Raw genomic sequence first — 26,888 nt, forward strand, 5'->3', positions numbered from 1 at the left:
AAAATTGGTGCCTGATTTGTAAGCCGCTTTAAGTTTTGCCTTCAATATTTACCATGCTTCTTTTACCATATAAAAATCAGTGTGGTTTTTGTACCGGTATAATTTCGGCCACCGAATTTATGGGCATAAAAGAAGCATCATACATAAGTTAACCGGAAACAGGCCGTCTTCTATCTGCACAACTGGTTGAAATTCTAATCCCGGTTTAATCTTGCGCTTCTTTTTGGCCCGTAATTTTGTCGAAAATATACTGAAGATGCATAGAAAATCAATAGCAGCTATTTTTTTATGTTTGTTTGGGTTGATAGCTGCCGTAAAACCTGCCGCTGCCCAATCACCGCTGCCAATTACCGATACTTTAAAATTAACGGTGAAACAGGCGGAGGACCAGTTTTTAAAAAACAACCTTCAATTGATTGCCCAGCGTTATAACATTGACAATGCCAGCGCTGCAATTATCACTGCAAAATTATTTCCTAACCCTGATTTCAATTATTCAAACGGCATCTATGCCACGGATATTAGCCAGGGGCCGGCCTTTAAAGAAAATTCTTTTAATTTTTCGCAGCTTTTTACAACCGTCGGCAAGCGGAACAAAAATATACAGTTGGCAAAAATTGGCGTGGAGCAAGCGCGGTACCAGTTTTTTGATTTCCTGCGCACCCTTAAATTTACTTTAAGAAATGATTTTTACAGTATTTATTTTCAGGAACAGTCTTCCTTGGTTTATAACCAGGAAATAAATTCACTGTCAAAACTCTTAACCGCTTTTCGGGAGCAGTACGCAAAAGGCAACATTGCCGAAAAGGAAGTGTTGCGCATCCAGTCGCAATTGTACTCGTTACAAGTAGAATACAATAACCTACAGGTTAACATTGATACTACGCAAAGCGAATTTAAAATGCTGATACGGGCTTCCCCGGCTGTATATATCGTTCCTTCGGTTGATGAAAGTATGTATAGCGGCAAAACCATTGTAGCCAGTGTACCCTACATGCAATTGTTGGATTCGGCCTATGTAAACCGGTACGACCTTAAACTGGCAAGAACAACAGTAGCCTATAACAGCACTAATTTGAGCTTGCAGAAAGCCATTGCCGTGCCTGATTTTTCACTGTCGCTTAATTTTGACCGGCTTGGCTCCTATGGCAATAATTATCTGGGTGGCGGGATTGAGTTTAATCTGCCGTTTTTTAACCGAAACCAGGGCGCCATTAAACAAGCCAAAATAGCGATAGACCAAAGTAAATTTCAGTTGCAAAACCAGCAAAACCTGGTAGAGAACGATGTGGCCACCAATTACAAAGTGGCGCTTCGGTACGAAACGGTTTACAACAGTTTTGACCCCAGGTTTAAAGGTGATTTTACCCATCTGATTGAGGAAGTGTTTAAAAATTACGAGAAAAGGAACATCAGCCTGCTCGAGTTCCTGGATTTTTATGATTCCTACAAAACCAACACGCTGCAATTAAATAACATCGGGCTTAGCCGTGTTACCTCGTTAGAGCAGCTCAATTTTGTTACCGGCACACCTTTCTTCAATCAATAGCAACTATTTTTTCTAATATATTTTCATGAAAAAAAGTACCCTTAAAAACAGCATCCATACGGCAGCTATCTGCTTTGTATTATTAAACTTGTTTTCCTGTAAATCAAACGATACCGCCAGTGATGCAAGGGCACCTTATGTGATCCCTGATTCTTTGCTGCGGACACTCGCCATTGATACTGTAAAAACCTCCAACATTGTTGACGTTTTAAAATTTAACGGCATTGTAGATTTTAATACCAACAATGTAGTTAATGTTTTTCCTTTAGTTAGCGGGAACGTGCAAAACGTAAATGTAATGCCGGGGGATTATGTACACGCAGGCCAAACCCTGGGCATTATCAAAAGTGCGGAGGTTGCCAACTACAACTCTGCACTGGTTGATGCCCAAGCTTCTGTGCGTTTGACAGCCAGGCAATTATCACAGCAAAAAGACTTGTACAACAGCGGCCTGGCATCGCAGGTGGACATAACCAATGCAGAATCTGCGTACCAGCAAGCAGTGGCGGCCAGAACTGCAGCGCAAAAGATATTAAGCATCAACGGCAACAACCCGAACGGCGAATATGTAATTAAAGCACCGATCGAGGGTTTTATCGTGCAAAAAAACGTAACGAACGGCATGGCCATCCGCACGGACAACGGTACAGGCCTTTTTACCATTTCCGATCTGAAAAATGTATGGGTACAAGCCAACGTTTACGAAGAAAATATCGGCAAGGTGCACCAGGGCGACCCTGTTGATGTAACTACAATTTCCTATCCCGACAAGGTTTTTAAGGGCCGTATAAACGAGATCATGAACGTGATTGACCCGACCACCAAAGTGATGAAAATGAGGGTGGTTTTAAACAACCCGGGCTACCTGCTAAAGCCCCAAATGTTTACCACGGTAAGTGTGAACAATAATGAAAACAAACAATCCATCTCTGTTTCGAGCCATGCCCTTGTTTTTGACCACAGCCAGTATTATGTTATTGTGATAAAAGGTGAAAAAGATGTACAGATCAGGCCGGTAGATTTGATCAGCACGAATGGAAACACGGCCTACATCAAAAGCGGCCTGGCGCCCGGCGAAAGGGTAATCACATCAAATGCCATCCTTATTTACGGCTCGTTGAACAGCTAATTTTTCATCCTCAAACAAACAGAAATGATAAAAGTCCTCAGAGGTATCATTGGCTTTTCGTTAAAAAACAAATACCTTATCCTATTTCTTGCAGCTGCGTTGGTAATTACAGGCATCGTTACATTTATGCAAATGCCGATTGAAGCTTTCCCGGATGTTACCAATACCGAGGTTGACATTATTACCCAATGGCCGGGCCAAAGCGCAGAAGAGGTTGAAAAACTGGTAACCATCCCGATAGAGATTGCCCTAAACGCGGTACAAAAGAAAACCAGCCTTCGTTCTTCCACCATTTTCGGCCTAAGCTATGTCAAGGTGATTTTTGAAGACAACGTAACAGACCAGGAAGCCCGGCAGCAAGTGTACAATTTATTGACCAATGCTGCTTTGCCCACCGGCATTAGCCCATCCGTACAGCCACCGGTAGGCCCAACCGGCGAAATATTCAGGTACACGCTGAAAAGTTCTGTAAGAGATGTAAGGGAGTTAAAAACCATACAGGATTGGGTGATAGACCGCCGTTTAAGGGCTATCCAGGGCATTGGCGACATCAACAGTTTTGGCGGCAAAACAAAAGCTTATGAAATAACGGTTGACCCGGGCAAACTGACCACACTCGGCATCACCCCTTTGGATGTGTTTACGGCTATCCAGAAAACAAATATCAACGTTGGCGGCGACATGATCGTGCAGAACAACCAAGCTTTTGCGGTAAGGGGTTTAGGGTTGTTGCAGGATATTAACCAGATCGGGAATGTTGTGGTAAGCAACAACAACGGCGTGCCTGTAATTGTGAACGATGTGGCAACCGTATCCATATCAAATGTGCCTCGGCTCGGATGGGTAGGCCGAAGCGATGCGGTAATTGATAAAAACGGCAAAAGAAAGGTAATTGACGATGCAGACGCAGTAGAGGCAATTATCGTGATGAGAAAAGGCCAAAACCCGACCGAAGTTTTGGCCGCCCTCAAAACCGAGATCAACAAGATCAACAATGAAGTTTTGCCGGCAGATACCAAAATTGTGCCCTATTACGACCGCTCAAACCTTATCGGTTTTGCAACTCACACCGTGCTGCACAACCTGATCGAAGGCATATTGCTGGTAACCTTTCTGGTATCCATCTTTATGTTTAACTGGCGCACTACGCTTATCGTTTCTATCATTATCCCTATGGCACTGTTGTTTGCATTTATTTGCCTGCACCTGATGGGCATGTCGGCAAATTTGCTTTCGCTTGGCGCAGTAGATTTTGGGATTATCATAGATGGCGCCGTTGTAATGACGGAAGGTATGTTTGTAATCTTAGACCATGAAGCCGCAACGATGGGAATGGACCGGTTTAACAAAAAGATCAAACTCGGCCTGATCAAAAACAATAGCGCCAACCTGGGCAAGGCAATATTTTTTGCCAAGCTGATCATCATCACTGGCCTGTTGCCCGTATTTGCCTTTCAAAAAGTAGAAGGCAAACTTTTTTCGCCGCTTGCTTTTACATTAGGCTTTGCTTTGCTGGGTGCATTAATCACCACGCTTACTTTAGTACCTGTCCTGATCAGCCTGCTTCTTAATAAAAACGTACACGAAAAGCACAACCCTTTTGTACATAACCTTACAAAGTTTATGCTTTTCGGGTTTACTACTTCTTTTAGGTTTAAAACATTGGTAGTTTTCACATCGCTAATTGCTATGGTAGTAGGCTTATTCTCGTTCAGTTTTTTAGGCAGCGAGTTCTTGCCGGAGCTGAATGAAGGTTCAATATGGCTGAGGGTCCAGTTGCCTTATAGCATCTCGCTGGATAAATCCGTAGAAACATCAAAACAGGTACGCAAAATATTGATGTCTTTTCCGCAGGTGCAATATGCCGTATCCCAAACCGGCCGGCCAGATAATGGTACGGATGTAGCCGGATTTTATAACAACGAGTTTGATGTGGTGATGTACCCGGAAGATGATTGGAAGCCTAAAATTACGAAAGAAGAACTGATCGAGCAGATGAACGCTAAGTTGGCCGTACTTCCCGGTGCCGACCTTAACTTTTCCCAGCCCATAAGCGATAATGTGGAAGAAGCGGTTTCCGGCGTAAAGGGTTCTATCGTGGTAAAAGTTTACGGTGATTCCTTAAACTATGCAGAAGGAAAAGTTACCGAAGTTTATAATGTGCTAAAAGGGGTTAAAGGTATTGCAGATTTGGGCGTATTAAAAAGCATCGGGTTGCCCGAACTGGACATTAAACTCGACCAGCAAAAAATGGCCCAGTACGGCGTGTCTGCCGCTGATGCCAATTCAGTCATATCCATGGCTATCGGTGGCACTGCAGCCTCTACTTTATACGAAGGCGTACGGACGTTTGATATTCGCATCCGTATCCCCGAAGCCTACAGAAAAACACCTACAGACATAGGAAACCTGCTGGTGCCTACCCAAAGCGGGACAAAAGTGCCGGTTAAAGAAATAGCGGAAATCAGCCAGAAAACAGGCCCTTGTTTAATTTTTAGGGACGCGAACGAACGCTATGCTACCCTCAAATTTTCTGTACGCGGCCGGGACATGGGCAGTACCATTGCCGAAGCGCAACAAAAAGTAGCCGCTAAGGTTAAAGTAAAACGTGGCTACCACCTGGCTTGGCAAGGTGATTTTGAAAACCAGCAACGGGCAGAAAAGCGGCTGACCCAGGTAGTCCCCATCAGCCTGGCCCTAATTTTTTTACTGCTTTACATTATGTTTGGCGATATTAAAGATGCCGCACTGGTGTTCCTGAATGTGCCTTTTGCCATTGTAGGCGGCATCCTGGCTTTGCTGATCACCGGCACCAATTTCAGTATCTCTGCCGGTATTGGTTTTATTGCCTTGTTTGGCATTTGTATCCAGGATGGCGTGCTGCTCATCACCGTGTTTAAGCAGAATATTGACAGGTTTAAAGGCCAGCACCAATCTTTGTACACCTCCCTCAAATTAGGCGTAAATTCCAGGATCAGGCCGGTGATGATGACTGCCCTAATGGCCGCCATTGGTTTATTTCCGGCCGCCGTTTCGCATGGCATTGGCTCCGAAAGCTCCCGGCCTTTGGCCCGGGTTGTTATTGGCGGCATCCTTTGTGCCATGGTATTTAGTTTATGGGTTTTCCCGCTGATTTTTGGCTGGGCTTATCGGAAAACGGATGAAACGACGCGGTAGGATAAGTGTCGTTTATTTTTGGTGGATATGCTTCTTTTACCGTAGCTAAAACACAAAAATGGAAAAACAGGAAGAAATTGTTGCAAAAGATTGAAGCGGTGAGCAGATAAGGCTATTAAGAATGAAACGAAAAAGCCGGTTTTTTATCAAAGTTAACTTTTTCTATAGCATTAAGAGCCTGTTTAAATTTTATTCAATTTATATTTATTTACCATGCTTCTTTTACCCTATAAAAATTGGTATTACCTAGTTTTTAACTTATTTAGGCTGTTACAGGCACCAATTTTTTATAGGGTAAAAGAAGCATCAACCTAAAAAGGATGGTCGGAAAAAAGTTTAAACGACTTCAATAATTAACTTCTATTTTCCATATTTCGTAAATTACAAATAGCAGATTTACTTAAACAAAAAGGGGCTGTTCTTTTGAAACAGTCTCTTACACTATTTGAAAAACCTTAATACTACCATCCTGGGTTCTGTACCAAATTCTTATTAATAATAAGATCATTAGTTGGTAAACCCCATGTAAACTTAGCAGCGTCAGCAGGTACTGATAAAGTATTATAGTTAGCACCTATGTTAATGATGTTAAGATTTTGAGGATCATGCCTTGTAAATCCTTCATGATAACGCTTTAGGTCAAATAAACGGAAGCCTTCAAAGGCTAGCTCACGAAATCTCTCGTCTTTAATGTCTTGAATTAAGGATGTACCTGATGATGAAACTGAACCTATACCACGTGCTACACGCAAAGAATTAAGTGCAGCCAATGCATTTGCGGCATTACCAGCTTTAGCAGCAGCTTCAGCAGCAATTAAATAGATTTCACCAACACGGAATACTTTAGGTGCCTGAGCATAGTTGGTACTAGCCCCGGTAAATAAAGTTGGGTTACCGGGGAACTTATTCACTAGTATGATACCCGAAACTGTATTACCAGATATGGATACTGTTTTAGTATCAAAATACACAGATTTACGAATATCTGAACTTGAGTAAAAATCAATTACCCATTTAGATGGAATAAAATCAGGATCAAAAAGCCCGTTTCCAGGAAGATATCCTAAATAAATATTATTAGTATTTGCAGCCTCGGTTGTATTATTTGCATTTAACTGTAAAATATCTTCTACAGTACCGTCTGTAGCCCAATAAGATTTAAATGTAGTTGCATTTAATATCAAAGGATATTTATTACTAGTAATTATGGTATTAGCAGCAGTATAAGCTCCGGCCCAGTCTTGCATGTGTAATCTTACTCTTGCTTCTAAAGCTAAAACTGCATCAAGGGTAAAAGTTTTTGAGCCTTGTGTACCCGTTGTATTTGCTAAAAGGGTTTTGGCCTTAGTTATATCAGAAATAATTTGATCGTATACCTGTTTAACTGTTGCACGAACAGGTAATGCGTTTAAATCGTACTTGGTTAGGACTGGCACACCTAAATCTGTAGCTGCGGTTGCTGATTCATAAGGTTTTGCAAATCTTATGATCAAGTTATGATAATAATAAGCTCTTGCTAAATAAGCATCACCTCTATATTTGTCTAATGTGGCAGCATCAGCTGTACCGGTGGTAGATATGTTATCAAATCCGGCTAAAGCAGTGTTTATGTTTGCAATTGCAAAATAATACCCCGACCATGCAGTAACAATTGCACCGTCATCAGCCAAAAAAGAATCTCCCCATCTATGTGGAGAACCATTTCTATTTCCGTAATCTAATGATGCATTTAATTGATCTGCTTGTACATCCTGGCTAACTACATATGGTCCATATGCCGTACTTCTTAATATACCATAAAGTCCAGCATCCCAAGATTGCGCATCTTTTATTGTTTTAAATGAGGTGCTAACCTCGATAGAATCATACGGATATAGATCAAGTTTTTTGCAGGATGAAAGTACTGTTAAAGAAATTGCAGTGGCAATTAAACTTTTTTTTATGTTTTTCATTGTCATATTTTTAATACCAACATTTATTAGAATTTGAGACCTAAACCTACCGTATATTGTTTTGTGTTAGGATTGGTACCTAAAGCTAAGTTAGAATCAACTTCCGGATCTGGGCCTGTGTATTTGGTAACGGTAAATACATTACGGCCAGTTAAGAAAATATTAATACCCTTAATTACATTAGTTTTTTTAAGGATTGATGCAGGAACATTATAACCTAAAGTAAGTACTTTCAACCTCATGAAATTTGCATTTTCAATCAATCTGGAATCGAATTGAGTGAACTGTACACCATATTTAGGAAATGTAGTTACATCGCCGGGCTGTTTCCAATAATCCAATATGGTAGCCCATTGGTTGTATCCTACAAACTGGTTAGGGTTTTCAAAAAAGTACCTATCGTTATTGATTAAGTTTTTACCAAGTGCGTAACTAAATTGGGCTAACAATGTGAACCCTTGATAGCCAGCGTTCAAACCAAAACCACCGGTCATTTTAGGATTAAGACGAATACCTGTATTTTGCTGTAGTGCAGCAGTACTAAATGTTGAAGTTATTGCACTACCATCTTTCCTTGTCATACCAGGACTGGTAGCATTTGGTAAATACCATTCTGGCAAACCAGTTTGCGAATTTATATCTTTAAATATTGGGTACACAAAAGATACTGGTTGTCCGATTACCCAAGCTACACCAGTACCTGACTGAACCCAATAATCTTTACCTTGAAATAAACTAAGAACTTTATCCTTATTTGAGGTGAAATTAAGATAAGGAGTAATGTATGCTCTTTTAGATCTATTTTTATAAACATCAAAATCCAGGGTAACGTCCCAGCCAGTGTTTTGATATTTACCTACATTGTTATAAACGCTTGAAAAACCCACAACATATTGATATGGTACGCTAACTAACATATTGGTAGTAACACGTTTATAATGTGCAATGTCTAGTCTGATTCTATCGAAAAAAGATGCTGAAAAACCAAAAGTGGTATTTTGTTGCTTTTCCCAAGTTAAATTAGGATTACCAGGTGTACTAATACTAAATCCTGTGCCACCATTATAAGTGTTGGTACTTGCTGTTTGATAACTTAAATAGTTTTGATTGGTTACACCAAAATCAGAGTTACCGGTACTACCAGTGCTTGCTCTTAATGATAAATCATCTAACCAAGTAACGTTTTTCAAAAAGTTTTCTTGACTGATTTTATATAAGCCACCTACAGACCAAAAAGTAGCTGAACGATTATTAACACCAAAACGTGAAGATTTATCCTGACGAATAGATGCATCAACAAAGTAACGGGAATTGAAGTCGTAACTTACTCTCCCAAAAAGAGAATGATATGCATATTCTGTTTTGCCGGAACTTACCGCTATACTAGTAGGTCCGTTATTAAGCAATAACAAACGATCATCGGTTTGACCAGTTGAAGAACCCGAAAAAGCTGTATAAGTATTATCAATAGATTCCTGACCAGCAAGAAGTGTTACATGATTTTTGGTACGAATATTAAATTTATATTCACCAGTATTGGTAATCGTTCTGGTTATACTTCTTATAAAACCTTCACCAAGAGAACCGTTGTTCAATGACCCTAAGTATGAAGGCAATCTTGAAGTAGTTATTCTTTGATCATAAGCATCTAAACCAGCTTGACTTTTGATAGTTAAACCTTTTATTGGAGTAAGTTGAATGTATCCAGTTGGGTTAAATGTTATTTGATTGGTTGGACTTGGGGTTTCGTTTGCTAAGTACTCCGGATTGTACCGGTTCCAACCAGGAATATAAGTATATTTATTACCATTAGCATCAACTGGTGAATAATATGGTGCTGCTAGTAAAGCTAAACCACGATTAGTACTGTTACTTGTGTAAGGGTTAGTTTGTCTTTGATCACTACCTATTGCCATATTTAAACCAAATTGCAACCAATCGTTCACTACTGAAGTTACATTTGAACGTAAAGTATAGCGTTCGTATTTAGAACGGTACGCTAAACCTTCTTGGTTAAAATATCCGGCTGACACATAGTAACTTGTTTTACCACCGCCACCGGACACTGTTGCTGTTGACTGAAAGGTTGGCTGATTATTTCTATAATATGTTTTATACCACTGAGTATTATAGGGATAAGTAGTTTTTATAGTATTAACTTGTGTTTGGGTTAATTGACCACTAGCTAAACGAAAATCTAAAAACTGCTGTGAATTCATGAAACGGGTAAAGAAATCGAGGTTTGCAAGTTTTGATATACCATATTGGCTGGTTATATCAATCTGTGCAGGTGCGTTTGCGTTACCTTTCTTAGTAGTTAAGTAAATTACACCATTAGCTGCACGTGCACCATAAATCGAAGTGGCAGAGGCATCTTTTAAAACAGAAATATTTTCAAAATCATTAGGATTTAAGCTTAGAATTGAGTTTTGATCAACAGGAATTCCATCCAGTACATATAAGGGAGTGGAACTTGCACTTAAAGAACCTGAACCATTTATCCTTACTGAAGATACTGCGGAAGGCTCACCAGAAGAAGTAAAGATTTGCAAACCAGCTACTTTACCTTGTAAGGCATCAAAAGTATTTGCTGTTGGTTTATTCTCAATATCTCTTGCACTTACTGTTGCAACCTGGCCAACAACATTAGATGCCTTTGTACCAGTACCATAACCTACAACTACTACCTCATTTAATTGTTGATTGTCGCTGGCTAATTTTACACCAACTCTTCCTGACACAGGAATTGGAACATCTTTTTTTATAAAACCTATAAAAGTAAATACCAATCTTCTGGCATCATTAGGAACAGATAGAGAAAATTCACCATCACTACCAGTAATCGATCCAATTTTAGTTCCTTCCACCATAACCGACACTCCTGGCAACGGCTGCCCATCATCAGCCCCAGTCACTCTTCCCGAAATTTTTCTGTTCTGCGCAAATGCACTGCTCAATGCAAATAACCCGAAAAGAAAAAAAATAAGTAATTTTTGCTTCATGCTTTATTTTATTTAGTTAAAGTAATCTCCGAAAATATAAAAAAATTTATTAAGTGAAGAATTTGTAATAAAATAAATAAAAAAATCACAAATTTATACCGAACTAATTAATTAGTAATTATTGTTGCAAGGAAAAGCAGCTTTTATTACCGGAATAAATTTTTAATGAAGCTTTAAACATCCACACTCTATTAAAGAAGAGATTTATGAAGAAAAAGCATCAGAATAAATAAAATCAACCTGCGATTCCTTGTTTTTTACAAAAATCACATCCTTTCAGGAACTTTTATTCCTAACAAAAGCATGGCGGCACTGATTATTTTCGCCGAAACTCCAGATAAAGCTAACCGAAACTGTTTTACCGCCTCTTCCTCTGCTTTTAAAATACTTTCTTCATGGTAAAATTTATTGTACAGCTTGGCCAGTTCGTAAACGTAGTTGGCAACCACAGCGGGACTGTAAGTGTTAGCAGCTTCCGTTAAAACAGTCGGATATTGCTCCAACTGTACGATCAAATCCTTTTCTACCGGCGATACTGTTTTTACCGGCATAAAAACAGTATCCGTTTTGAAACCGCCTTTAGTTAAAACCGATCGGATTCGCGCATAAGTATATTGGATAAAAGGTCCGGTATTTCCCTGAAAATCCACGGATTCGTTCGGGTCGAACAACAAACGTTTTTTAGGTTCTACTTTTAACAGGAAATATTTGAGCGCGCCCATGCCAATCGCATGGTACAATTCCTGTTTTTCTGCTTCCGGGAAATCGGCTGCTTTTCCTAAAATATCTGTTTGTTCTTTGGCAGTGGCTTCCATTTCTGCAATCAAATCATCGGCATCCACCACTGTTCCTTCGCGCGATTTCATTTTCCCGGAAGGCAAATCCACCATCCCGTACGATAAATGGTATAAACCTCCGGCCCAGCTTCGGCCTAACTTTTTCAGGATCAAATACAGTACTTTAAAATGGTAATCCTGCTCGTTGCCCACCACGTTGATGGCTTTGTCGGTTTGGTATTCATCGTATTTTAACTGCGCGGTTCCCAAATCCTGCGTCATGTAAACCGAAGTCCCGTCGGCACGCAAAACCAATTTTTCGTCCAAACCATCGGCCGTTAAATCAATCCAAACCGAACCATCCGGCTTTTTAAAAAAAACACCTTTTTCCAAACCTTCTTCAACAATGTCTTTTCCAGATAAATACGTATTCGATTCGTAATAATACTGGTCAAAATCAACGCCCAATTTTTTGTACGTTTCCTCAAAACCAGCGTAAACCCAGCCGTTCATTTCCTTCCACAAAGCAATTACCTGCGGGTTGCCCTGCTCCCATTGTTGCAGCATTTCCTGCGCTTCGCGGATCAACGATGCATTCTTTTTGGCTTCGTCTTCCGTTTCGCCCTGGTTTTTTAATTCTTCAATCTGTTTTTTATATTCTTTATCGAAGATCACATAATACTTTCCTACCAAATGATCGCCTTTTAAACCCGAAGTTTCAGGCGTTTCCCCGTTCCCAAATTTTTCCCAGGCCAGCATTGATTTACAGATGTGGATGCCGCGATCGTTCACCAAATTGGCTTTGATCACTTCATAACCATTTGCTTTTAAAATTTCGGCAACCGAATATCCCAACAAATTATTACGCACATGGCCCAAATGCAACGGTTTATTGGTGTTTGGCGAAGAATATTCTACCATTACTTTTTTTCCGTTGGCAGGAAAAGTACCAAAGTTTGGCTGGTTAATTTGCTGATAAAAAATAGCCAGCCAATAGCTGTTTTTAAGGGACAAATTTAAGAAGCCTTTGATCACGTTGAACGACTCGATCGCTTCTACTTCGTTCACCAAAAATTCGCCGATGGCAGTTCCGGTTTGTTCGGGTGATTTTTTTGAAAATTTTGTCAGCGGAAAAACAACCAGCGTTACATCGCCTTCAAACTCTTTTCGGGTTTGCTGCAAGCTTAAATTTTCGGCAGCAATATCAGTTGCAAACAAAGTTTTTACGGCACGAACGGCAGCTTCTAAAATAAAATCCATAGCGCGAATTTACACAATTGAGAATTTTTGCGGAACACTAATTTTAGGTGGATAAAAACAGCATCGAAACCGTTTCTAAATATTCTGGTAGATTTGCTTGTCCACTTAAAACTTATATGCTTCAAAAAGACACTTTTCAAATACAAGTCAGTTCTGAAATTGGCGATTTACACCGGATTTTAATTCACAGCCCGGACAAAGGATTAGGAAAAGTAATCCCTTCCAAAGCGCAGGACTGGCTTTTTGAAGACATCGTTCACCTCGAAACTATCCGCAAAAAAGAGTACGATTTGTATGTCAAGGTTTTGCTTTACTTTCTGGATCCGGCTTTAATTCAAGGTAAAATCCAGGAAATAGATGCTAAAAACAGCACGCGTAATTTTTACAAACCCAACAAAACCGGTTTTTATGCTTCCGAAAAAGTAATCGAACTGGAAATTTTGCTGAAAGAAATTTTGGACGGACAAACCGTTAGGCAGCAATTGATCGCTGCCGTTTGTGCGACAGAAAACTGCAATTACCAGCAACAGCAAACTTTAATGGATTTGCCTTCGGCGGATTTGGCCACGCTTTTTATTTCGGGAACGTTGCCCGACGGAAAGATTTTTTTCGCGCCTTTGCCCAATTTGATTTTTACGCGCGATTTGGGCACAACCATTAACAACTATATTTTATTGAACAAACCAGCCCGTAAAGCACGTTCGCGTGAGGCGTTGTTGTGCAAATACATCTTTTTTAACCATCCTTTTTTTGAAGCTTACCGGCAAAATATCATTGAAGTGCCGCAAACCGAAGAACATTTTTTAATCCCCGAAGGAGAAATTGACCAGCAAAATACGCTGGAAGGCGGCGACGTGATGATGGTGAGCAAAAACCATTTATTGATTGGTTGCGGCGAACGGACAACGCCTTTGGCCGCAAGCAACGTGATTAAATTGTTGTTTGAGAAAAACGTGGTTCAAAAAGTAACGGTGATTAAAATTCCGCACAAACGCGATTTTATGCACCTGGATACTGTTTTTACCCAGATAAAAAAAGGGTTATGGGTTTTGCTTTCTTCGCTTTTTAATCCCGAACAAAATAATCCGCAGCAACTGCCTTTAACGCATTTGATGGACATTAAAAAACCAGACCGGCCGGAAATTATCCAGTTTGAAAATGGAAGGATCGAAACGCCAAAACGATATGAACGTTTGGAAGATTTACTTTCTGAAATTAGCGAAAAAGAATTGGGCTTTAAGGAAAAAACCCAGTTTATTTATTCGGGCAACAACATTTTCCCGCACGATTCGCGCGAGCAATGGACCGACGGCTGCAATTTATTGGCGCTAAAAGAAGGCGTGGTTTTGGCTTACGACCGAAACGATAAAACCTTGCAAGCGTTTAAACAACAAGGTTTTATCGTAATCAAAGCAGCAGATTTGCTTAAAAAACTGGAACGCGGAGAACTACAGACCGAAAACATCAGCAACACCATCATCACTTTTCCTTCTGCCGAACTTTCGCGTGCGCGCGGCGGTTTTCATTGTATGAGTATGCCGTTATTCCGTGCCGAGCTGTAAATTGCCTGTTATTGGTTCTGCAAAATTTGCAAACGGTTTTTTGATGGTTTCCTTCACCGTTTTTTTGATGGTTTCGCGGTAATATTCGTCAATGCTCCAATCATAAATGGCGCAGGGTTCTACCTGGTACTTTTTAATTAGTTCGCACAGTTTTGAAACCGCTTCTTCTTCGTGGTGTTCTGTAATGCTAACGGCTTTCCACCATTGCACAACAAAAAAACGGCGGCATTGTAAAAGGATGATCTGGTACAAACCACGGTATTTTCCCGGTTGGATAATAATTTTGGTCATTTTCGTTCTGCTTTTTGCCAGGTTTTAATCCGGCAATATCTTTTTCACATTTTCAAGGCACGTAAACAGCATAGTAGTCTGTTTGCACAAGTTAAACACTAAAAAGAAAACTTTATTACCATCAACGAAAAAATAATGACAGCACACATCCTCATGGTTCGGCCAATAAACTTTGCTTTTAACGAGCAAACGGCGGCAAGCAATGCTTTCCAAAAGCTAAGCGAACAAACCGAAGTTCAGCAAAAAGCCTTGCAGGAGTTTGATGTTTTTGTGGAAGTTTTGCGCGAAAACGGCGTGGATGTTACCGTTTTAAATGATACGCCCGAACCGCACACGCCGGATTCCATCTTCCCGAATAACTGGGTTTCTTTTCACGAAGATGGCTCTGTTTTTTTATACCCGATGCAGGCCGAAAACCGAAGGCTGGAACGCAAGGTTTTTTATGCGATAAAAGAAGCATTTGAAACAAAACAGGTTTACGATTTGAGTTATTTTGAAGATCAGGACAAGTTTCTGGAAGGAACCGGCAGCATGGTTTTAGACCGCGAAAACAAACTCGCTTACGCCTGCATTTCGCCGAGAACAGCTATTGAAGTAATTGATGAGTTCTGCAAAATTTCCGGCTACCAATCCGTTTTGTTTCATGCCAAAGATGAAGCCGGAAAAGCCATTTATCATACCAATGTTCTGATGTGCATCGGTGATCGGTTTGCGGTTATTTGTTTGGATTCTATTGCAGACGACACCGAAAAAGAGGCGGTAAAAGAAGCATTGCAGCAATCGGGAAAAGAAGTGGTCGAGATTTCTTTTGCGCAGATGAACGCTTTTGCGGGCAACATGCTTCAGCTTCAATCCAAAGCCGGAGAAAGTTTATTGGTGATGTCCCGAACGGCTTTTTCGTCCTTAACAAAAGTACAGATCGAAACTTTGGAACGCTATTGCAAACTCATTCATTCGCCTTTAAACACCATCGAAAGCAACGGCGGCGGCAGTGCGCGCTGCATGATGGCCGAGGTTTTTTTGCCGGTAAAAACAGCATCGCAACAAGGCTAAAAATCAATCAGAAATATTACGGCCGGATGGTTAAAATTTCCGTATAAAACTTCACATTTGCCAAAATTTTAATAGATGCAGAGTTACGAAGAATTCCTCGACCTGAGCGTGGGTTTCCCGCAGGAAGGTTTTGAAATTATTGATGATGAATTGTATTTCCACGATTTAAACCTGATGGAAATGATCGAAACGTACGGCACGCCGCTGCGTTTTACGTACCTGCCGATAATCAGTAAAAAAATACAGCAGGCTAAGTTGTTGTTCCAGTCGGCCATTGTAAAAAACAATTACCGCGGTTCGTATAAATATTGTTATTGCACCAAAAGCTCGCACTTCCGCCACATTGTGGAAGAGGCTTTAAAAAACGACATCCACTTGGAAACTTCCTCGGCTTTTGATATGCCGATGATTGATGCGTTGGAGAAAAAAGGCTCGTTGAGCAAAGACATGACCGTGATCTGCAACGGCTTTAAAACCTACCAGTACAAACAGTATATTATTGATATGCTGCACGATGGCTTTAAAAACATCATCCCGGTTTTGGATAATAAGGAAGAGTTTAACCTGTACGATGATGAAGTTGAACTGGATACGCCTTGCAACCTCGGCATCCGTATTGCTTCGGAAGAGCAGCCGGACTCGCAGTTTTACACCTCGCGTTTGGGCGTGCGGATGGAAGACGTGATTGATTTTTACAACAGCAAAATTGTAGGCAACCCTTATTTTAAAGTGAAGTTGCTGCACTTTTTTATCAATTCCGGGATTTCGGATACGCCTTATTATTGGAACGAGCTGGAGCGCTACGTTACGTTGTATTGCAAGTTTAAAAAGATCAACCCGGATTTGGACACGTTGGATATCGGCGGCGGCATGCCGTTTAAAGATTCGCTGGTTTTTGATTTCGATTACGAATACATGGTGAACGAAATTGTAAGCCGGATCAAAGAAATTTGTGCCGAAAACGATACGATTGAACCGGATATCATCACCGAGTTTGGCAAATACACGGTTGCCGAAGCTTCGGGGATTTTGTACAAAGTGTTGGGCCGCAAACAGCAAAACGACCGCGAAAAATGGCTGATGCTGGATGGTTCTTTCATCACCAATTTACCTGATGTTTGGGCTTTGAACCAGAAATATGTTTTGCTGCCGATCAACAATTGGGATGCCGAATACGAGCGTGTAAACCTGGGCGGCATCACGTGCGACGGCCAGGATTATTACAATCAGGAAGCGCACATGAACAGTGTTTACATGCCCAAAACGCGTAAAGTGCAGTATTTGGGTTTCTTCAACACCGGTGCTTATCAGGAAGTTTTAAGCGGATACGGCGGCATCCACCATTGTTTGCTGCCTTCGCCAAAGCATGTCATCATCCGCAGAAACCGTGACGAAACCTTTAATTTTGATGTTTTTGGCGAAGAGCAAAATAGCAAGCAGGTGTTAAAGATTTTGGGCTACACCACTTAGGTAGCTGTTTAAAAAAATCTTGAATACGTTTTTAATTGCCGTTGGCTTTAGCCAACGGTTTTTGCAAATCAGAATACTGGCTTTAGCCAAACCATTTATTCTTAATTTTGGCTAAAGCCCTCCAAATGCCTGTTGTTCCGTTGGCTAAAGCCAACGGCAATGAAATTGTATAGTATCTTGGAAATCAGCTTAAACAGTTTTTAAGTAGTTCGTTTAACTTCTCTTTTTCTCTAAATCAAACTATTCCTACTGGTTTTCATTCTATAATAAACCTCTAAAATGAAGTCAGCCGCTATGTTTAGTAATGAATTCCTTTCTTCGATGCGCCATTGTGGGGATTTTCCTGCGGATAACCTAATTTCAGAAGTTTTTGCAGATGAAACCCAAAAAGCAAATTTCCGCTCGTTTTTGGATTCCCTCACCTACAACCATCAGCTTAACAGGCTTGATGATTTTTATGCGGTAAAAGAAGCATTCCTCAACGCAAAAAAATTACCGGATTGGGCCGACCAAAAGTTGATGCAGCAAGGCACCGCTTTTTTTGCAGTTCACGCTACGGCCATCATGAATTTGCTGGGCTTGCTTTCGCTTCCTTATTGTTACGCTGCGGCGGATGGCGCAAAAGTTTTGGATTTGTCCGAACGCATCCGAAATAAACCCGAACACCGTTTGGGCGAAACCGCCGATTTTATTTGGGACGTGATGGCACCAAACGCTTTTGAACCCGAAGGAAAAGGTTTTGTCAGCATTTTAAAAGTGCGTTTGCTGCACGCGGCCATTCGTTTTTACACACAAAAAAGCGGCAAATGGAACCAGGATTGGGGCTTGCCGGTGAACCAGGAAGACATGGCCGGAACCAACCTTTCGTTCTCGCTTATCGTGGTTCGTGGCCTGCGCAAATTTGGGTTGACGGTTGAATATCCCCAACAACAAGCTTTTATGCACTTGTGGAACGTGATCGGTTTTTTGCTGGGCGTGGACGAACGTTTGCTGCCCGAAACCGGAAAAGAAGCGCTGCTGCTGGAAGAATCCATCCGCATCCGAAACTTTAAAACTTCGGAACACGGCCAATCGCTTACCCGCTCTTTAATCAAATATTTTTCTACTGTTGATGCAACTTTCCCGCAAAAAGAAACCATGCAACTGATGCGTTATCTGATAGGCGATGATGTGGCCGATCTGTTGGCGCTTCCGCCGCAGCAGGCACCAAATTCCACTATTTATTTTTTAAAGTTGATCAACAATTTCCAACTTTTCGGAAAAGGGAACCCGCGTTTGGCTTATCAAAAACAACATTCCGCTTTCAAAAAAATGCGTTCTGCACCTGCAACCAAAAAATCGCCACGCTTTAATTTGCCGCTTAGCTTAACTTCCTGAAAAAACAGTGCTAAAAGAAGTATTATTGCAAAAGCACATCAACAAATGACGATACTTCTTTTAACCCTATATATTTTAATTGGTGCTTATTTTGCCGGTTTAATCGGTTCGTTAACCGGTTTGGGCGGAGGCGTCGTCATCATCCCGCTGCTTACTTTGGTGCTTGGCATTGATATCCATTATGCCATCGGTGCTTCCTTAGTTTCGGTGATTGCCACTTCTTCCGGCTCGGCGGCAGCGTATGTAAAAGAAGGGATCACGAACATGCGGCTGGGCATGTTTTTGGAAATTGCAACAACCACCGGTGCGGTTTTAGGCGCGTATTTGGCCAGCTATATCCCCGCAACCTTTATTGCTATTCTTTTTGGCCTGATCTTGCTTTTCTCGGCCATCATGTCTTTTGTCAAGAAAAACACACTGGCCGATCCGGTTTCCAGCAAACCTGCAACCTGGTTGAAGTTGGGCAGTTCGTTCCCCGATGAAGGCAAGCAAATCCAATACGGCGTGCGCAATATTTTTGGAGGATTTGGTTTGATGAGCTTTGCCGGGATGATTTCGGGCTTGCTGGGCATTGGTTCGGGCTCTTTAAAAGTGGTTGCGATGGACAACATTATGCGCATCCCTTTTAAAGTTTCTACCACCACCAGTAATTTCATGATCGGCGTAACCGCAGCCGCAAGTGCCGTGGTTTATTTGCAGCGCGGTTATATTGATCCCGGCCTTTCCATGCCGGTAGTGTTGGGCGTGGTTTTGGGCGCAGTTACGGGTTCAAAAATCCTGGTGAAGGCAAACACCAAATCGCTGAAAATTATTTTTGCCATTGTCATTTCGGTTATCGGCATCCAAATGATCTACAAAGGTTTAAGCGGAAAAATATGAGCAGCGAAAAAAAGATATTTAAGGATGCAGATGTTCAGTTGATGATCGGTTCTTTACTGCGCTGGGGCGTTATCGTTTCCATGTCGGTGGTTTTTATCGGAGGGCTGGTTTACCTTTACCGGCACGGCCTGGAGAAAGCTTCTTACCATCAGTTTATCGGCGAACCTGCTTTTTTAAAAAACATCCCGGGCATTCTACAAGGCGTTGCGGCCATAAAAGGCCGGGCAATTATCCAAACGGGTATTTTATTGCTGATTGCCACGCCCATTGCCCGCGTGCTGCTTTCTGTTTTTAGTTTTTTGCTGGAAAAAGACTATCAGTATGTCATAATTACGCTGATCGTTTTGGGCATCATTGCGTTCAGTATGCTGAGCGGTGTTGGCGGTTGAAAGTTGGTGCAACTAACTTCTGTCCATTTTTTTCCGATGCTTCTTTTATCACCTAAAAATCATTGGGCCTTCCTAATTTTTTACAAACCAATTTTAACAGAAAGATTTTGGGGCGAAGCTTAAACACCAAATTTATATGCCTAAAAGAAGCATCGTGATCAAGCTAAACTTTTTTATTTGCTGCTGTAATTTGTTTAAGCTTTTAGGCCACGTTTAAATTTGCACTAAACCTTTCGATAATCTTAGAAATTATGGCATGCTTCTTTTACCGGGTAAAAATTGGTGGCTGTATTTAATAAACCTAACAACCAACGGCCAACATTTTTTGGGCGGTAAAAGAAGCATCAACCCAAAAAAAGAGGGCGGAAAAACCGTTTCATCAGCTTCAATATAAGTTGGACAATTTCGCAATTGCAATACAAATATTTAAGTGCCTTTTGTTTGCAATTGATTTATTATAAACGATTTAATAACAAAAAGGGAACGAATAAAAATTGTGTGCGTATAACAAGGCTATTTATATAAACTAATTCTAATGGTTTAAATAATAGCCATGCCCTTAGCCGTTCCTTTTAAAAAAACAATCATTTGTTGTGTTGTTTTTTTCCTTACTTTCAAAACAACTGCCTTTAGCCAGCACAAAACAATCAAGTTTGAGCATATTGGCATTGCCGAAGGTATTTCGCAAATCAACATCACTTGCATTTTTCAGGACAGCCGCGGGTTTATGTGGTTTGGCACGAGGGACGGCCTGAACCGCTACGACGGCTATAATTTCACGGTTTACAGGTACGACCCAAAAAATAACAATACCATTAGCAATAATTTTATCCAGGACATTACCGAGGATAAAAGCGGCAACATCTGGATCGCGACACAAGTTGGCGGCATCAATAAATTTGATGTTAGAAAAGAACGGTTTACCCGGTTTTTGCACAACGAACGTAACGCCAACAGCATTTCGAGCAATGAGGTAAACAAAATTATGTTCGACCATGAAGATAACCTGTGGATTGCCACGCAAAACGGGGGCTTAAATTATTACGATACCAAAAAGGATTATTTTAAGCATTACCTGCACGTTGCCAGCGATTTAAAAAGTGTGGGCGATAATAGCATTACCGCACTTTTGGAAGATTCTAAACACCAGTTATGGGTAGGCACCTACACCAACGGCCTAAACCTGTTTGATAAAAAAACACAAAGCTTTACCAAATTTCTTCATAACGACAGCAACCCGGCCACGTTGTCTGGCAATGGCATAACCAGTATTTTTGAAGATGACGGACACAAGCTCTGGATCGGCACACAAGAAAAAGGGCTTAACTTACTTGATGAAAAAAGCAAGGCCTTCCGCAAGTTTTTGCATGATAAAAACGACCCTGCAAGTTTAGTGGGCAACCATGTGTTCAGTATCAACCAGGACAGCAACGGCAATTTATGGGTATCCGCAGAAAACGGAGGCATCAGCATATTGCGAAAAGGCGCCAGCCATTTTGACAATTATGCCCATGATGATATTGACAACAACAGTTTAAGCGGAAATTCTATTAACGCCATTTGCAGAGACAAGCTGGGGAATATGTGGCTTGGCGCATTTAGTGCAGGTATCAACTTTTTTAAAAAAAGCACGAATAATTTTGTGCATTACAGGCACAATACTTTGGCAAATAGTTTGTCCAATAATTTTGTGCTTGACCTGGCAGAAGATGCAAAAGGAAACATTTGGGTTGGCACAGATGGCGGCGGCATTAATAAATTTGACCCTCAAAAAGGCACTTTTACTGCCTTAAAACAGCAACAAAACGGTAAAGGCATTGCAGGTAATTATGTGATTGACATTGCCGAAGACAGTAGCCGAAATTTGTGGATCGGGATGTGGGCAAGCGGTGTAAGCGTGCTGAACGAGGCTACCAACCGGATCACTAATTATAAACACGACCCTGCCAATCCGAATAGCTTAAGCGGCAATAACATCTATTCGATTATCCATACACGGGACAAAAAAACCTGGATCAGCACTTTTAACGACGGCCTGAGTGTTTACGACAGCAAAACAAAAACTTTTGTACGGTACCGCTTTGATGCCAACAACCCGAAAAGTATCAGCAGCGACCGGATTTATGCTTTGTTGGAAGACCGGCATAATAACCTCTGGGTGGCCACTTATGATGCTGGTTTGGATTTACTGGACCGTAAAACAAATACGTTTACCCATTTCCAGCACCAGGAGAAAACAAACAGCATCAGCAGTAACGCCATTACAGATTTGTTTGAAGACCGTAAAGGGAATATCTGGATCAGCACGTTTTCGGGCTTAAATTTATTTGACCCGCAAACCCGTAAATTCAGGGTCTTTAGTAAAACCGAAGGCTTGCCAAGCGACCTGATTTATGCGGCTCGCGAAGACAATAAAGGCAGGATGTGGATCAGTACAAACGCGGGCATTTCGATGTACAGCCCTGAAAGCAACAAATTCGAAAACTATACCACTGAAGACGGCCTGCAAGGCTCGGAATTTAAAGCCCATTCTGCTTTAAAAAGTCGCACCGGCATGATGTATTTTGGCGGTGTCAATGGTTTTAATGCTTTTGACCCGGCAAAAATAGCCAAGGAAAAAGGCTTTTCCCCGGTGGTCATCACAAATTTTCAGTTGTTTAATAAACCTTTGGCCATTGCAAAAAACAATGCCGACCCATCGCCTTTAAAACAAAATATTTCTTACACCAAATCCATTACCCTCTCCTACAGCCAGTCTTTTATCTCGCTGGAATATGCAGCCCTTGACTATGCTTCCGCAGACAAAAAAGAATATGCTTACAAATTAGAAGGTTTTGAAAAAGACTGGAACTATGTAGGCAGGCGAACGATGGCATCGTACACCAATTTGGCCCCGGGCAACTATGTTTTTAAAATCAAATATAAAAACAGCGCCGGTATCTGGTCGCCTGCCACTTCCGGTTTGCAAATTATCATCCTTCCGCCTTTTTGGGCCACCTGGTGGTTTAGGGTCATTGCTTTAGGTGTTGTTGTTTTCAGTGTTTACACCTGGTACAAAAGCCGCATCCGTTTTATCCAGGGGCAAAAAGCTTTGTTGGAGAAACAGGTGATCGAACGCACTACAGAAGTGGACAAACAGGCCGGAGACCTGAAAGTGCTGAACAAGGATTTATTGGCAAAATCTGAAGAAATGGCCCTGCTCAACAAAGAATTAGTAAGCCAGACACGGGAAGCAGAAAAGGCCAACCAGGCCAAAAGTATTTTCCTGGCCACCATGAGCCACGAAATCCGTACGCCGATGAACGGTGTATTGGGGATGGCCTCTTTGCTGAACGAAACGAAGCTCGACCCGGAACAGTATGAATTTGCGCAAACGATATTGCACAGCGGCGAAGCTTTGCTAAACGTGATCAACGATATCCTCGACTTTTCCAAAATCGAATCGGGCAAGATGGAGCTCGACCCGCATTCGTTTGATATTCGTACCTGTGTTGAAGAAGTACTGGACCTGCTGGCAGGAAGGGCGGCACAGGCAGGGATAGATTTGATGTACCAGATTGACCACAAGCTGCCAACCCAATTAATTGGCGACAGCATGCGTTTGCGCCAGGTACTGATCAACCTTTTGGGAAACGCTTTAAAATTTACACCAAAAGGCGAAGTGTTTTTAGGATTGACGATGGCCGCAGAAACATCCGGAGACGGACTGCAACTTAATTTTGAAGTAAAAGATACCGGTATCGGCATCCCCGAAGGAAAATTGGACAAGCTGTTCAAGGCTTTTTCCCAGGTTGATTCTTCTACTACCCGAAATTATGGCGGTACCGGGCTTGGCCTGGTGATTTGCGAACGGTTGATCAACCTGATGGGCGGCGACATTACGGTAAGCAGTGTTTTGGGAGCTGGCACAACTTTTAGTTTCAACATAAAATGCAAGGTAAGCCAGGAAAATAAAAAATCTTTCACCCTGATCAATATGGCCGAAGTGGAAGGCTGCAAGGTGCTGGTGGTAGATGACAACGCCACCAACCGGCGCATTTTGCAATTGCAGTTGGAAAACTGGAAGCTGAAACCGGTAATGGCGCATTCGGGCAAAAATGCGCTGGAAACATTAAGCAGTTGCCCTGATTTTGACTTGGTGATTTCTGATATGCAAATGCCGGAAATGGACGGCGTAGAACTGACCCAGTTGATCAAGAAAAAACACAAAACGTTGCCGGTTATCCTGCTTAGTTCTGTGGGCGATGAGACACGGAACAAATATCCCGACCTGTTTACTTCCGTTTTAACGAAACCGGTGAAGCAGCAACATTTAAGCCGCGTGATCTTGTCGGCATTGCAGCACCAGCCGAAGCAGGCCGAAGCAGACCGCAAGCCGGACAGCCTCCTTAACAAAAATTTCGCCACAACTTATCCGTTAAAAATTATGGTGGCCGAGGACAACCAGATCAACCAGAAACTGATTTTGAAAGTACTGGAGCGGCTTGGGTACACGGCCACCCTGGCAGAAACAGGCAAAGAAGTGCTAAATTTGCTCAATCAGCAATACCATGATGTGATTTTGATGGATATGCAAATGCCGGAAATGGACGGCCTGGAAGCAACGCGGTACATCAGAAAACACCATGCCCGGCAACCAGCCATTGTGGCGCTTACGGCAAACGCAATGGCCGAAGACCGTGAAGAATGCTTTAAGGCCGGGATGGACGATTATATTTCCAAACCCATCAAAATCGAAAAACTGATAGCCATATTGCAGCAAATAGGGTCAAAGGTTTTTACAGAAACCCAAATTGTATAGATGCTTCTTTTACCACCATAAAATCAGTGTGTTATTTCATTTTATCTGTAGCCACCAATTTTTAGGTGGTAAAAGAAGCATGAAGAAACAGGCCGGGCAAAACCTAAAACCGGTCAATTACCGATTGCCCGCACCTCGTACCTCCTCCCTATTTCCTATCTTCGTGCCATGACTTTTACAGAAGCCAAAGCGCAGGTTGAAGCTTTATCTGCCGAACTGAAACAACACAATTACAACTATTACGTGCTGGCGCAGCCCAGCATTTCGGATCAGGATTTTGACCGGAAACTGGCCGAACTGGCTTCGCTGGAAAAGCAATTTCCGGAGCTGCTCGACCCCAATTCGCCCACACAAAAAGTGGGCGGGGAAATCACGAAAGAGTTTCAAACTGTCAAGCACCAGTGGCCGATGCTTTCTTTGGGCAACACCTACAACGAGCAGGATTTACTGGATTTCGACCAGCGCATCCAAAAAGCCATAGGCAGCAATTTTGAATATGTAGTTGAATTAAAGTTCGACGGTTTGTCCATCAGTTTGGCTTATGAAAACGGCAAACTCATCCGCGCCGTTACGCGCGGCGATGGCACGCAAGGCGATGAAGTAACCAATAATATCAAAACCATCCATGCCATTCCGCATCATTTAAAACCAGGAAATTATCCTGATCAATTTGAAATCCGCGGTGAAGTTTTCATGCACAAAAAAGCTTTTGAACGATTGAACCAGGAACGTTTGGACAATGGCGAAGTAACGTATGCCAACCCGCGCAACTTTGCTTCCGGAACGGTAAAACTACAGGATTCTGCCGAGGTTGCCAAACGTCCGCTGGATTGTTTCCTATACTTCTTTTATGCCCATAAAAACCAGTTTAAAACCCATTGGGAAAGTTTGCAAACGGTAAAAAGCTGGGGTTTCCCGGTTTGCGAACATACCGCGCTTTGCAGCAACATCCAGGAAGTTTTGGCCTTTATCAAAACCTGGGAAACCGCGCGTTTTAAATTGAGCTATGATATTGACGGCATTGTTTTAAAAGTAAACAGTTTTGCGCAGCAGGAAGAATTAGGCTTCACGGCAAAATCACCGCGCTGGGCCATTTCCTACAAATACAAAGCGGCTTCGGCACAAACCATTTTAGAAAGCGTGGGCTACCAGGTTGGCCGAACGGGAGCCGTAACGCCAGTTGCACATTTAAAACCGGTTTTGCTGGCCGGAACAACGGTAAAACGCGCCACATTGCACAACGCCAATGAAATTTTACGCTTGGATTTGCACGAAGGCGATACAGTTTACGTAGAAAAAGGCGGCGAAATCATCCCCAAAATAACAGGCGTAAACGAAGCAGAACGAAAACCGGGGGCCAAACCGGTTGAATATGCAACCCATTGCCCGCGCTGCGGAACTTTGCTGGAACGAAAAGAAGGGGAAGCTGCTTTCTATTGTCCGAACGATGAAGGTTGTCCGCCTCAAATTGTGGGGAAAATCCAGCATTTTATCAGCCGGAAAGCCATGAATATTGATGGTTTGGGCGATGAAACGATCGAGAACTTTTACAAAAAAGGCTTGCTGCACCACATCAGCGATTTGTACGAACTGAAGCAGTACAGCGATGAACTGCGCAAACTGGAACGATTCGGCGAGAAATCCATCACCAACATGATCAGCGGCATTGAAAAATCGAAAGAAATGCCTTTTGAAAAAGTGTTGTTCGGATTAGGAATCCGTTTTGTGGGCGAAACCGTGGCGCGAAAACTGGCCCGGCATTTCAAATCCATTGATGCTTTGCAACATGCTTCTTTTACCGACCTAATTTTGGTGGATGAAATTGGCGACCGCATTGCCGAAAGTTTGATTGAATATTTTACCGTTCCGCAGCATTTGGAACAGATTGAAAAGCTAAAAAAAGCAGGACTTCAATTCACCCTAAAAGAAGAAGTGAACGAATTGCAAAGCGAAAAGCTTTCGGGCAAAAGCTTTATCATTTCCGGTGTTTTTGAACAGTTTTCGCGCGAAGAACTGAAGCAGATGATCGAACAAAACGGCGGAAAAATCCTCGGCAGCATTTCTCCCAAACTCGATTATTTGGTTGCGGGCGAAAACATGGGGCCTTCCAAATTAGAAAAAGCACAGAAACTGAATATTTTGATGATCTCGGAACAGGAACTGCTGGAACTGATTAATGCTTGATTTTTATCCGGCCTGTTTTTCAATGCTTCTTTTATGC

General features: G+C 41.9%; 15 protein-coding genes. 11 read left to right on the plus strand and 4 right to left on the minus strand.

Features of this window, described 5'->3' with window-relative positions:
• Positions 1–256 precede the first annotated feature (256 nt).
• Genes V5804_RS01530 through V5804_RS01540 form a run of 3 tightly spaced genes read left to right on the plus strand, consistent with a single transcriptional unit; the run spans position 257 to position 5,855 of the window.
• Positions 257–1,549: a TolC family protein gene (locus tag V5804_RS01530; RefSeq protein ID WP_369589614.1), complete on the plus strand. Its 1,293-nt coding sequence runs from the start codon at positions 257–259 to the stop codon at positions 1,547–1,549.
• 25 nt (positions 1,550–1,574) lie between these two features.
• Positions 1,575–2,678, plus strand: a complete 1,104-nt coding sequence (locus V5804_RS01535) for an efflux RND transporter periplasmic adaptor subunit (RefSeq protein ID WP_369589615.1) — start codon at positions 1,575–1,577, stop codon at positions 2,676–2,678.
• 24 nt (positions 2,679–2,702) lie between these two features.
• The gene (locus V5804_RS01540; protein WP_369589616.1) at positions 2,703–5,855 is read left to right on the plus strand and encodes an efflux RND transporter permease subunit; all 3,153 of its coding nucleotides are present in this window, start codon (positions 2,703–2,705) and stop codon (positions 5,853–5,855) included.
• A 461-nt stretch (positions 5,856–6,316) separates the two neighbouring features.
• On the opposite strand, the gene V5804_RS01545 is transcribed toward V5804_RS01540, so the two are convergent.
• From V5804_RS01545 to argS, 3 genes are all read right to left on the minus strand, one after another.
• Positions 6,317–7,807, minus strand: coding sequence for a RagB/SusD family nutrient uptake outer membrane protein (locus V5804_RS01545; protein WP_369589617.1), 1,491 nt, complete (start codon positions 7,805–7,807; stop codon positions 6,317–6,319).
• A gap of 26 nt (positions 7,808–7,833) precedes the next feature.
• Positions 7,834–10,809: a SusC/RagA family TonB-linked outer membrane protein gene (locus V5804_RS01550; RefSeq protein ID WP_369589618.1), complete on the minus strand. Its 2,976-nt coding sequence runs from the start codon at positions 10,807–10,809 to the stop codon at positions 7,834–7,836.
• Between the two features lie 266 nt (positions 10,810–11,075).
• Positions 11,076–12,845, minus strand: a complete 1,770-nt coding sequence (argS, locus tag V5804_RS01555; RefSeq protein ID WP_369589619.1) for an arginine--tRNA ligase — start codon at positions 12,843–12,845, stop codon at positions 11,076–11,078.
• A gap of 116 nt (positions 12,846–12,961) precedes the next feature.
• Here argS and V5804_RS01560 point away from each other — a divergent pair, with 116 nt between their 5' ends.
• Complete coding sequence (locus V5804_RS01560; protein WP_369589620.1) at positions 12,962–14,407, plus strand: arginine deiminase family protein; 1,446 nt, start codon at positions 12,962–12,964, stop codon at positions 14,405–14,407.
• Here the strand turns inward: V5804_RS01560 and V5804_RS01565 are convergent.
• On the minus strand, positions 14,387–14,698 hold the full coding sequence (locus V5804_RS01565; protein ID WP_369589621.1) for a hypothetical protein: 312 nt from the start codon (positions 14,696–14,698) through the stop codon (positions 14,387–14,389). The two genes, V5804_RS01560 and V5804_RS01565, sit on opposite strands and share 21 nt — an antisense overlap.
• Before the next feature lie 135 nt (positions 14,699–14,833).
• Here V5804_RS01565 and ctlX point away from each other — a divergent pair, with 135 nt between their 5' ends.
• The 7 genes from ctlX to ligA all read left to right on the plus strand — a co-directional run bounded on the left by ctlX (position 14,834) and on the right by ligA (position 26,851).
• A complete protein-coding gene (ctlX, locus tag V5804_RS01570; RefSeq protein ID WP_369589622.1) occupies positions 14,834–15,751 on the plus strand; it encodes a citrulline utilization hydrolase CtlX in 918 nt (305 codons plus the stop codon).
• Positions 15,752–15,826: 75 nt separating this feature from the next.
• Positions 15,827–17,221, plus strand: a complete 1,395-nt coding sequence (locus V5804_RS01575; protein WP_369589623.1) for an arginine decarboxylase — start codon at positions 15,827–15,829, stop codon at positions 17,219–17,221.
• A gap of 279 nt (positions 17,222–17,500) precedes the next feature.
• Positions 17,501–18,598 (plus strand): oxygenase MpaB family protein, encoded by a 1,098-nt coding sequence (locus V5804_RS01580; protein ID WP_369589624.1) that lies wholly within the window; start codon positions 17,501–17,503, stop codon positions 18,596–18,598.
• 45 nt (positions 18,599–18,643) lie between these two features.
• Positions 18,644–19,477, plus strand: coding sequence for a sulfite exporter TauE/SafE family protein (locus V5804_RS01585; protein WP_369589625.1), 834 nt, complete (start codon positions 18,644–18,646; stop codon positions 19,475–19,477).
• Complete coding sequence (locus tag V5804_RS01590; RefSeq protein WP_369589626.1) at positions 19,474–19,866, plus strand: DUF1634 domain-containing protein; 393 nt, start codon at positions 19,474–19,476, stop codon at positions 19,864–19,866. The genes V5804_RS01585 and V5804_RS01590 overlap by 4 nt, the downstream gene beginning before the upstream one ends.
• A gap of 553 nt (positions 19,867–20,419) precedes the next feature.
• Complete coding sequence (locus tag V5804_RS01595; RefSeq protein WP_369589627.1) at positions 20,420–24,667, plus strand: two-component regulator propeller domain-containing protein; 4,248 nt, start codon at positions 20,420–20,422, stop codon at positions 24,665–24,667.
• A 168-nt stretch (positions 24,668–24,835) separates the two neighbouring features.
• A complete protein-coding gene (gene ligA, locus V5804_RS01600) occupies positions 24,836–26,851 on the plus strand; it encodes an NAD-dependent DNA ligase LigA (RefSeq protein WP_369589628.1) in 2,016 nt (671 codons plus the stop codon).
• Positions 26,852–26,888: the final 37 nt, after the last annotated feature.

The sequence above is a fragment of the Mucilaginibacter sp. genome, assembly GCF_041088075.1.
Classification (GTDB): Bacteria; Bacteroidota; Bacteroidia; order Sphingobacteriales; family Sphingobacteriaceae; genus Mucilaginibacter_A.

Coding starts and splice junctions, on each gene's coding strand:
- V5804_RS01575 (WP_369589623.1), top strand. CDS start 15,827: ATGCAGAGTTACGAAGAATTCCTCGACCTGAGCGTGGGTTTCCCGCAG.
- ctlX (WP_369589622.1), top strand. CDS start 14,834: ATGACAGCACACATCCTCATGGTTCGGCCAATAAACTTTGCTTTTAAC.
- V5804_RS01560 (WP_369589620.1), top strand. CDS start 12,962: ATGCTTCAAAAAGACACTTTTCAAATACAAGTCAGTTCTGAAATTGGC.
- V5804_RS01535 (WP_369589615.1), top strand. CDS start 1,575: ATGAAAAAAAGTACCCTTAAAAACAGCATCCATACGGCAGCTATCTGC.
- V5804_RS01550 (WP_369589618.1), bottom strand. CDS start 10,809: ATGAAGCAAAAATTACTTATTTTTTTTCTTTTCGGGTTATTTGCATTG.
- V5804_RS01585 (WP_369589625.1), top strand. CDS start 18,644: ATGACGATACTTCTTTTAACCCTATATATTTTAATTGGTGCTTATTTT.
- argS (WP_369589619.1), bottom strand. CDS start 12,845: ATGGATTTTATTTTAGAAGCTGCCGTTCGTGCCGTAAAAACTTTGTTT.
- V5804_RS01565 (WP_369589621.1), bottom strand. CDS start 14,698: ATGACCAAAATTATTATCCAACCGGGAAAATACCGTGGTTTGTACCAG.
- V5804_RS01545 (WP_369589617.1), bottom strand. CDS start 7,807: ATGAAAAACATAAAAAAAAGTTTAATTGCCACTGCAATTTCTTTAACA.
- V5804_RS01590 (WP_369589626.1), top strand. CDS start 19,474: ATGAGCAGCGAAAAAAAGATATTTAAGGATGCAGATGTTCAGTTGATG.
- V5804_RS01540 (WP_369589616.1), top strand. CDS start 2,703: ATGATAAAAGTCCTCAGAGGTATCATTGGCTTTTCGTTAAAAAACAAA.
- V5804_RS01580 (WP_369589624.1), top strand. CDS start 17,501: ATGAAGTCAGCCGCTATGTTTAGTAATGAATTCCTTTCTTCGATGCGC.
- ligA (WP_369589628.1), top strand. CDS start 24,836: ATGACTTTTACAGAAGCCAAAGCGCAGGTTGAAGCTTTATCTGCCGAA.
- V5804_RS01595 (WP_369589627.1), top strand. CDS start 20,420: ATGCCCTTAGCCGTTCCTTTTAAAAAAACAATCATTTGTTGTGTTGTT.
- V5804_RS01530 (WP_369589614.1), top strand. CDS start 257: ATGCATAGAAAATCAATAGCAGCTATTTTTTTATGTTTGTTTGGGTTG.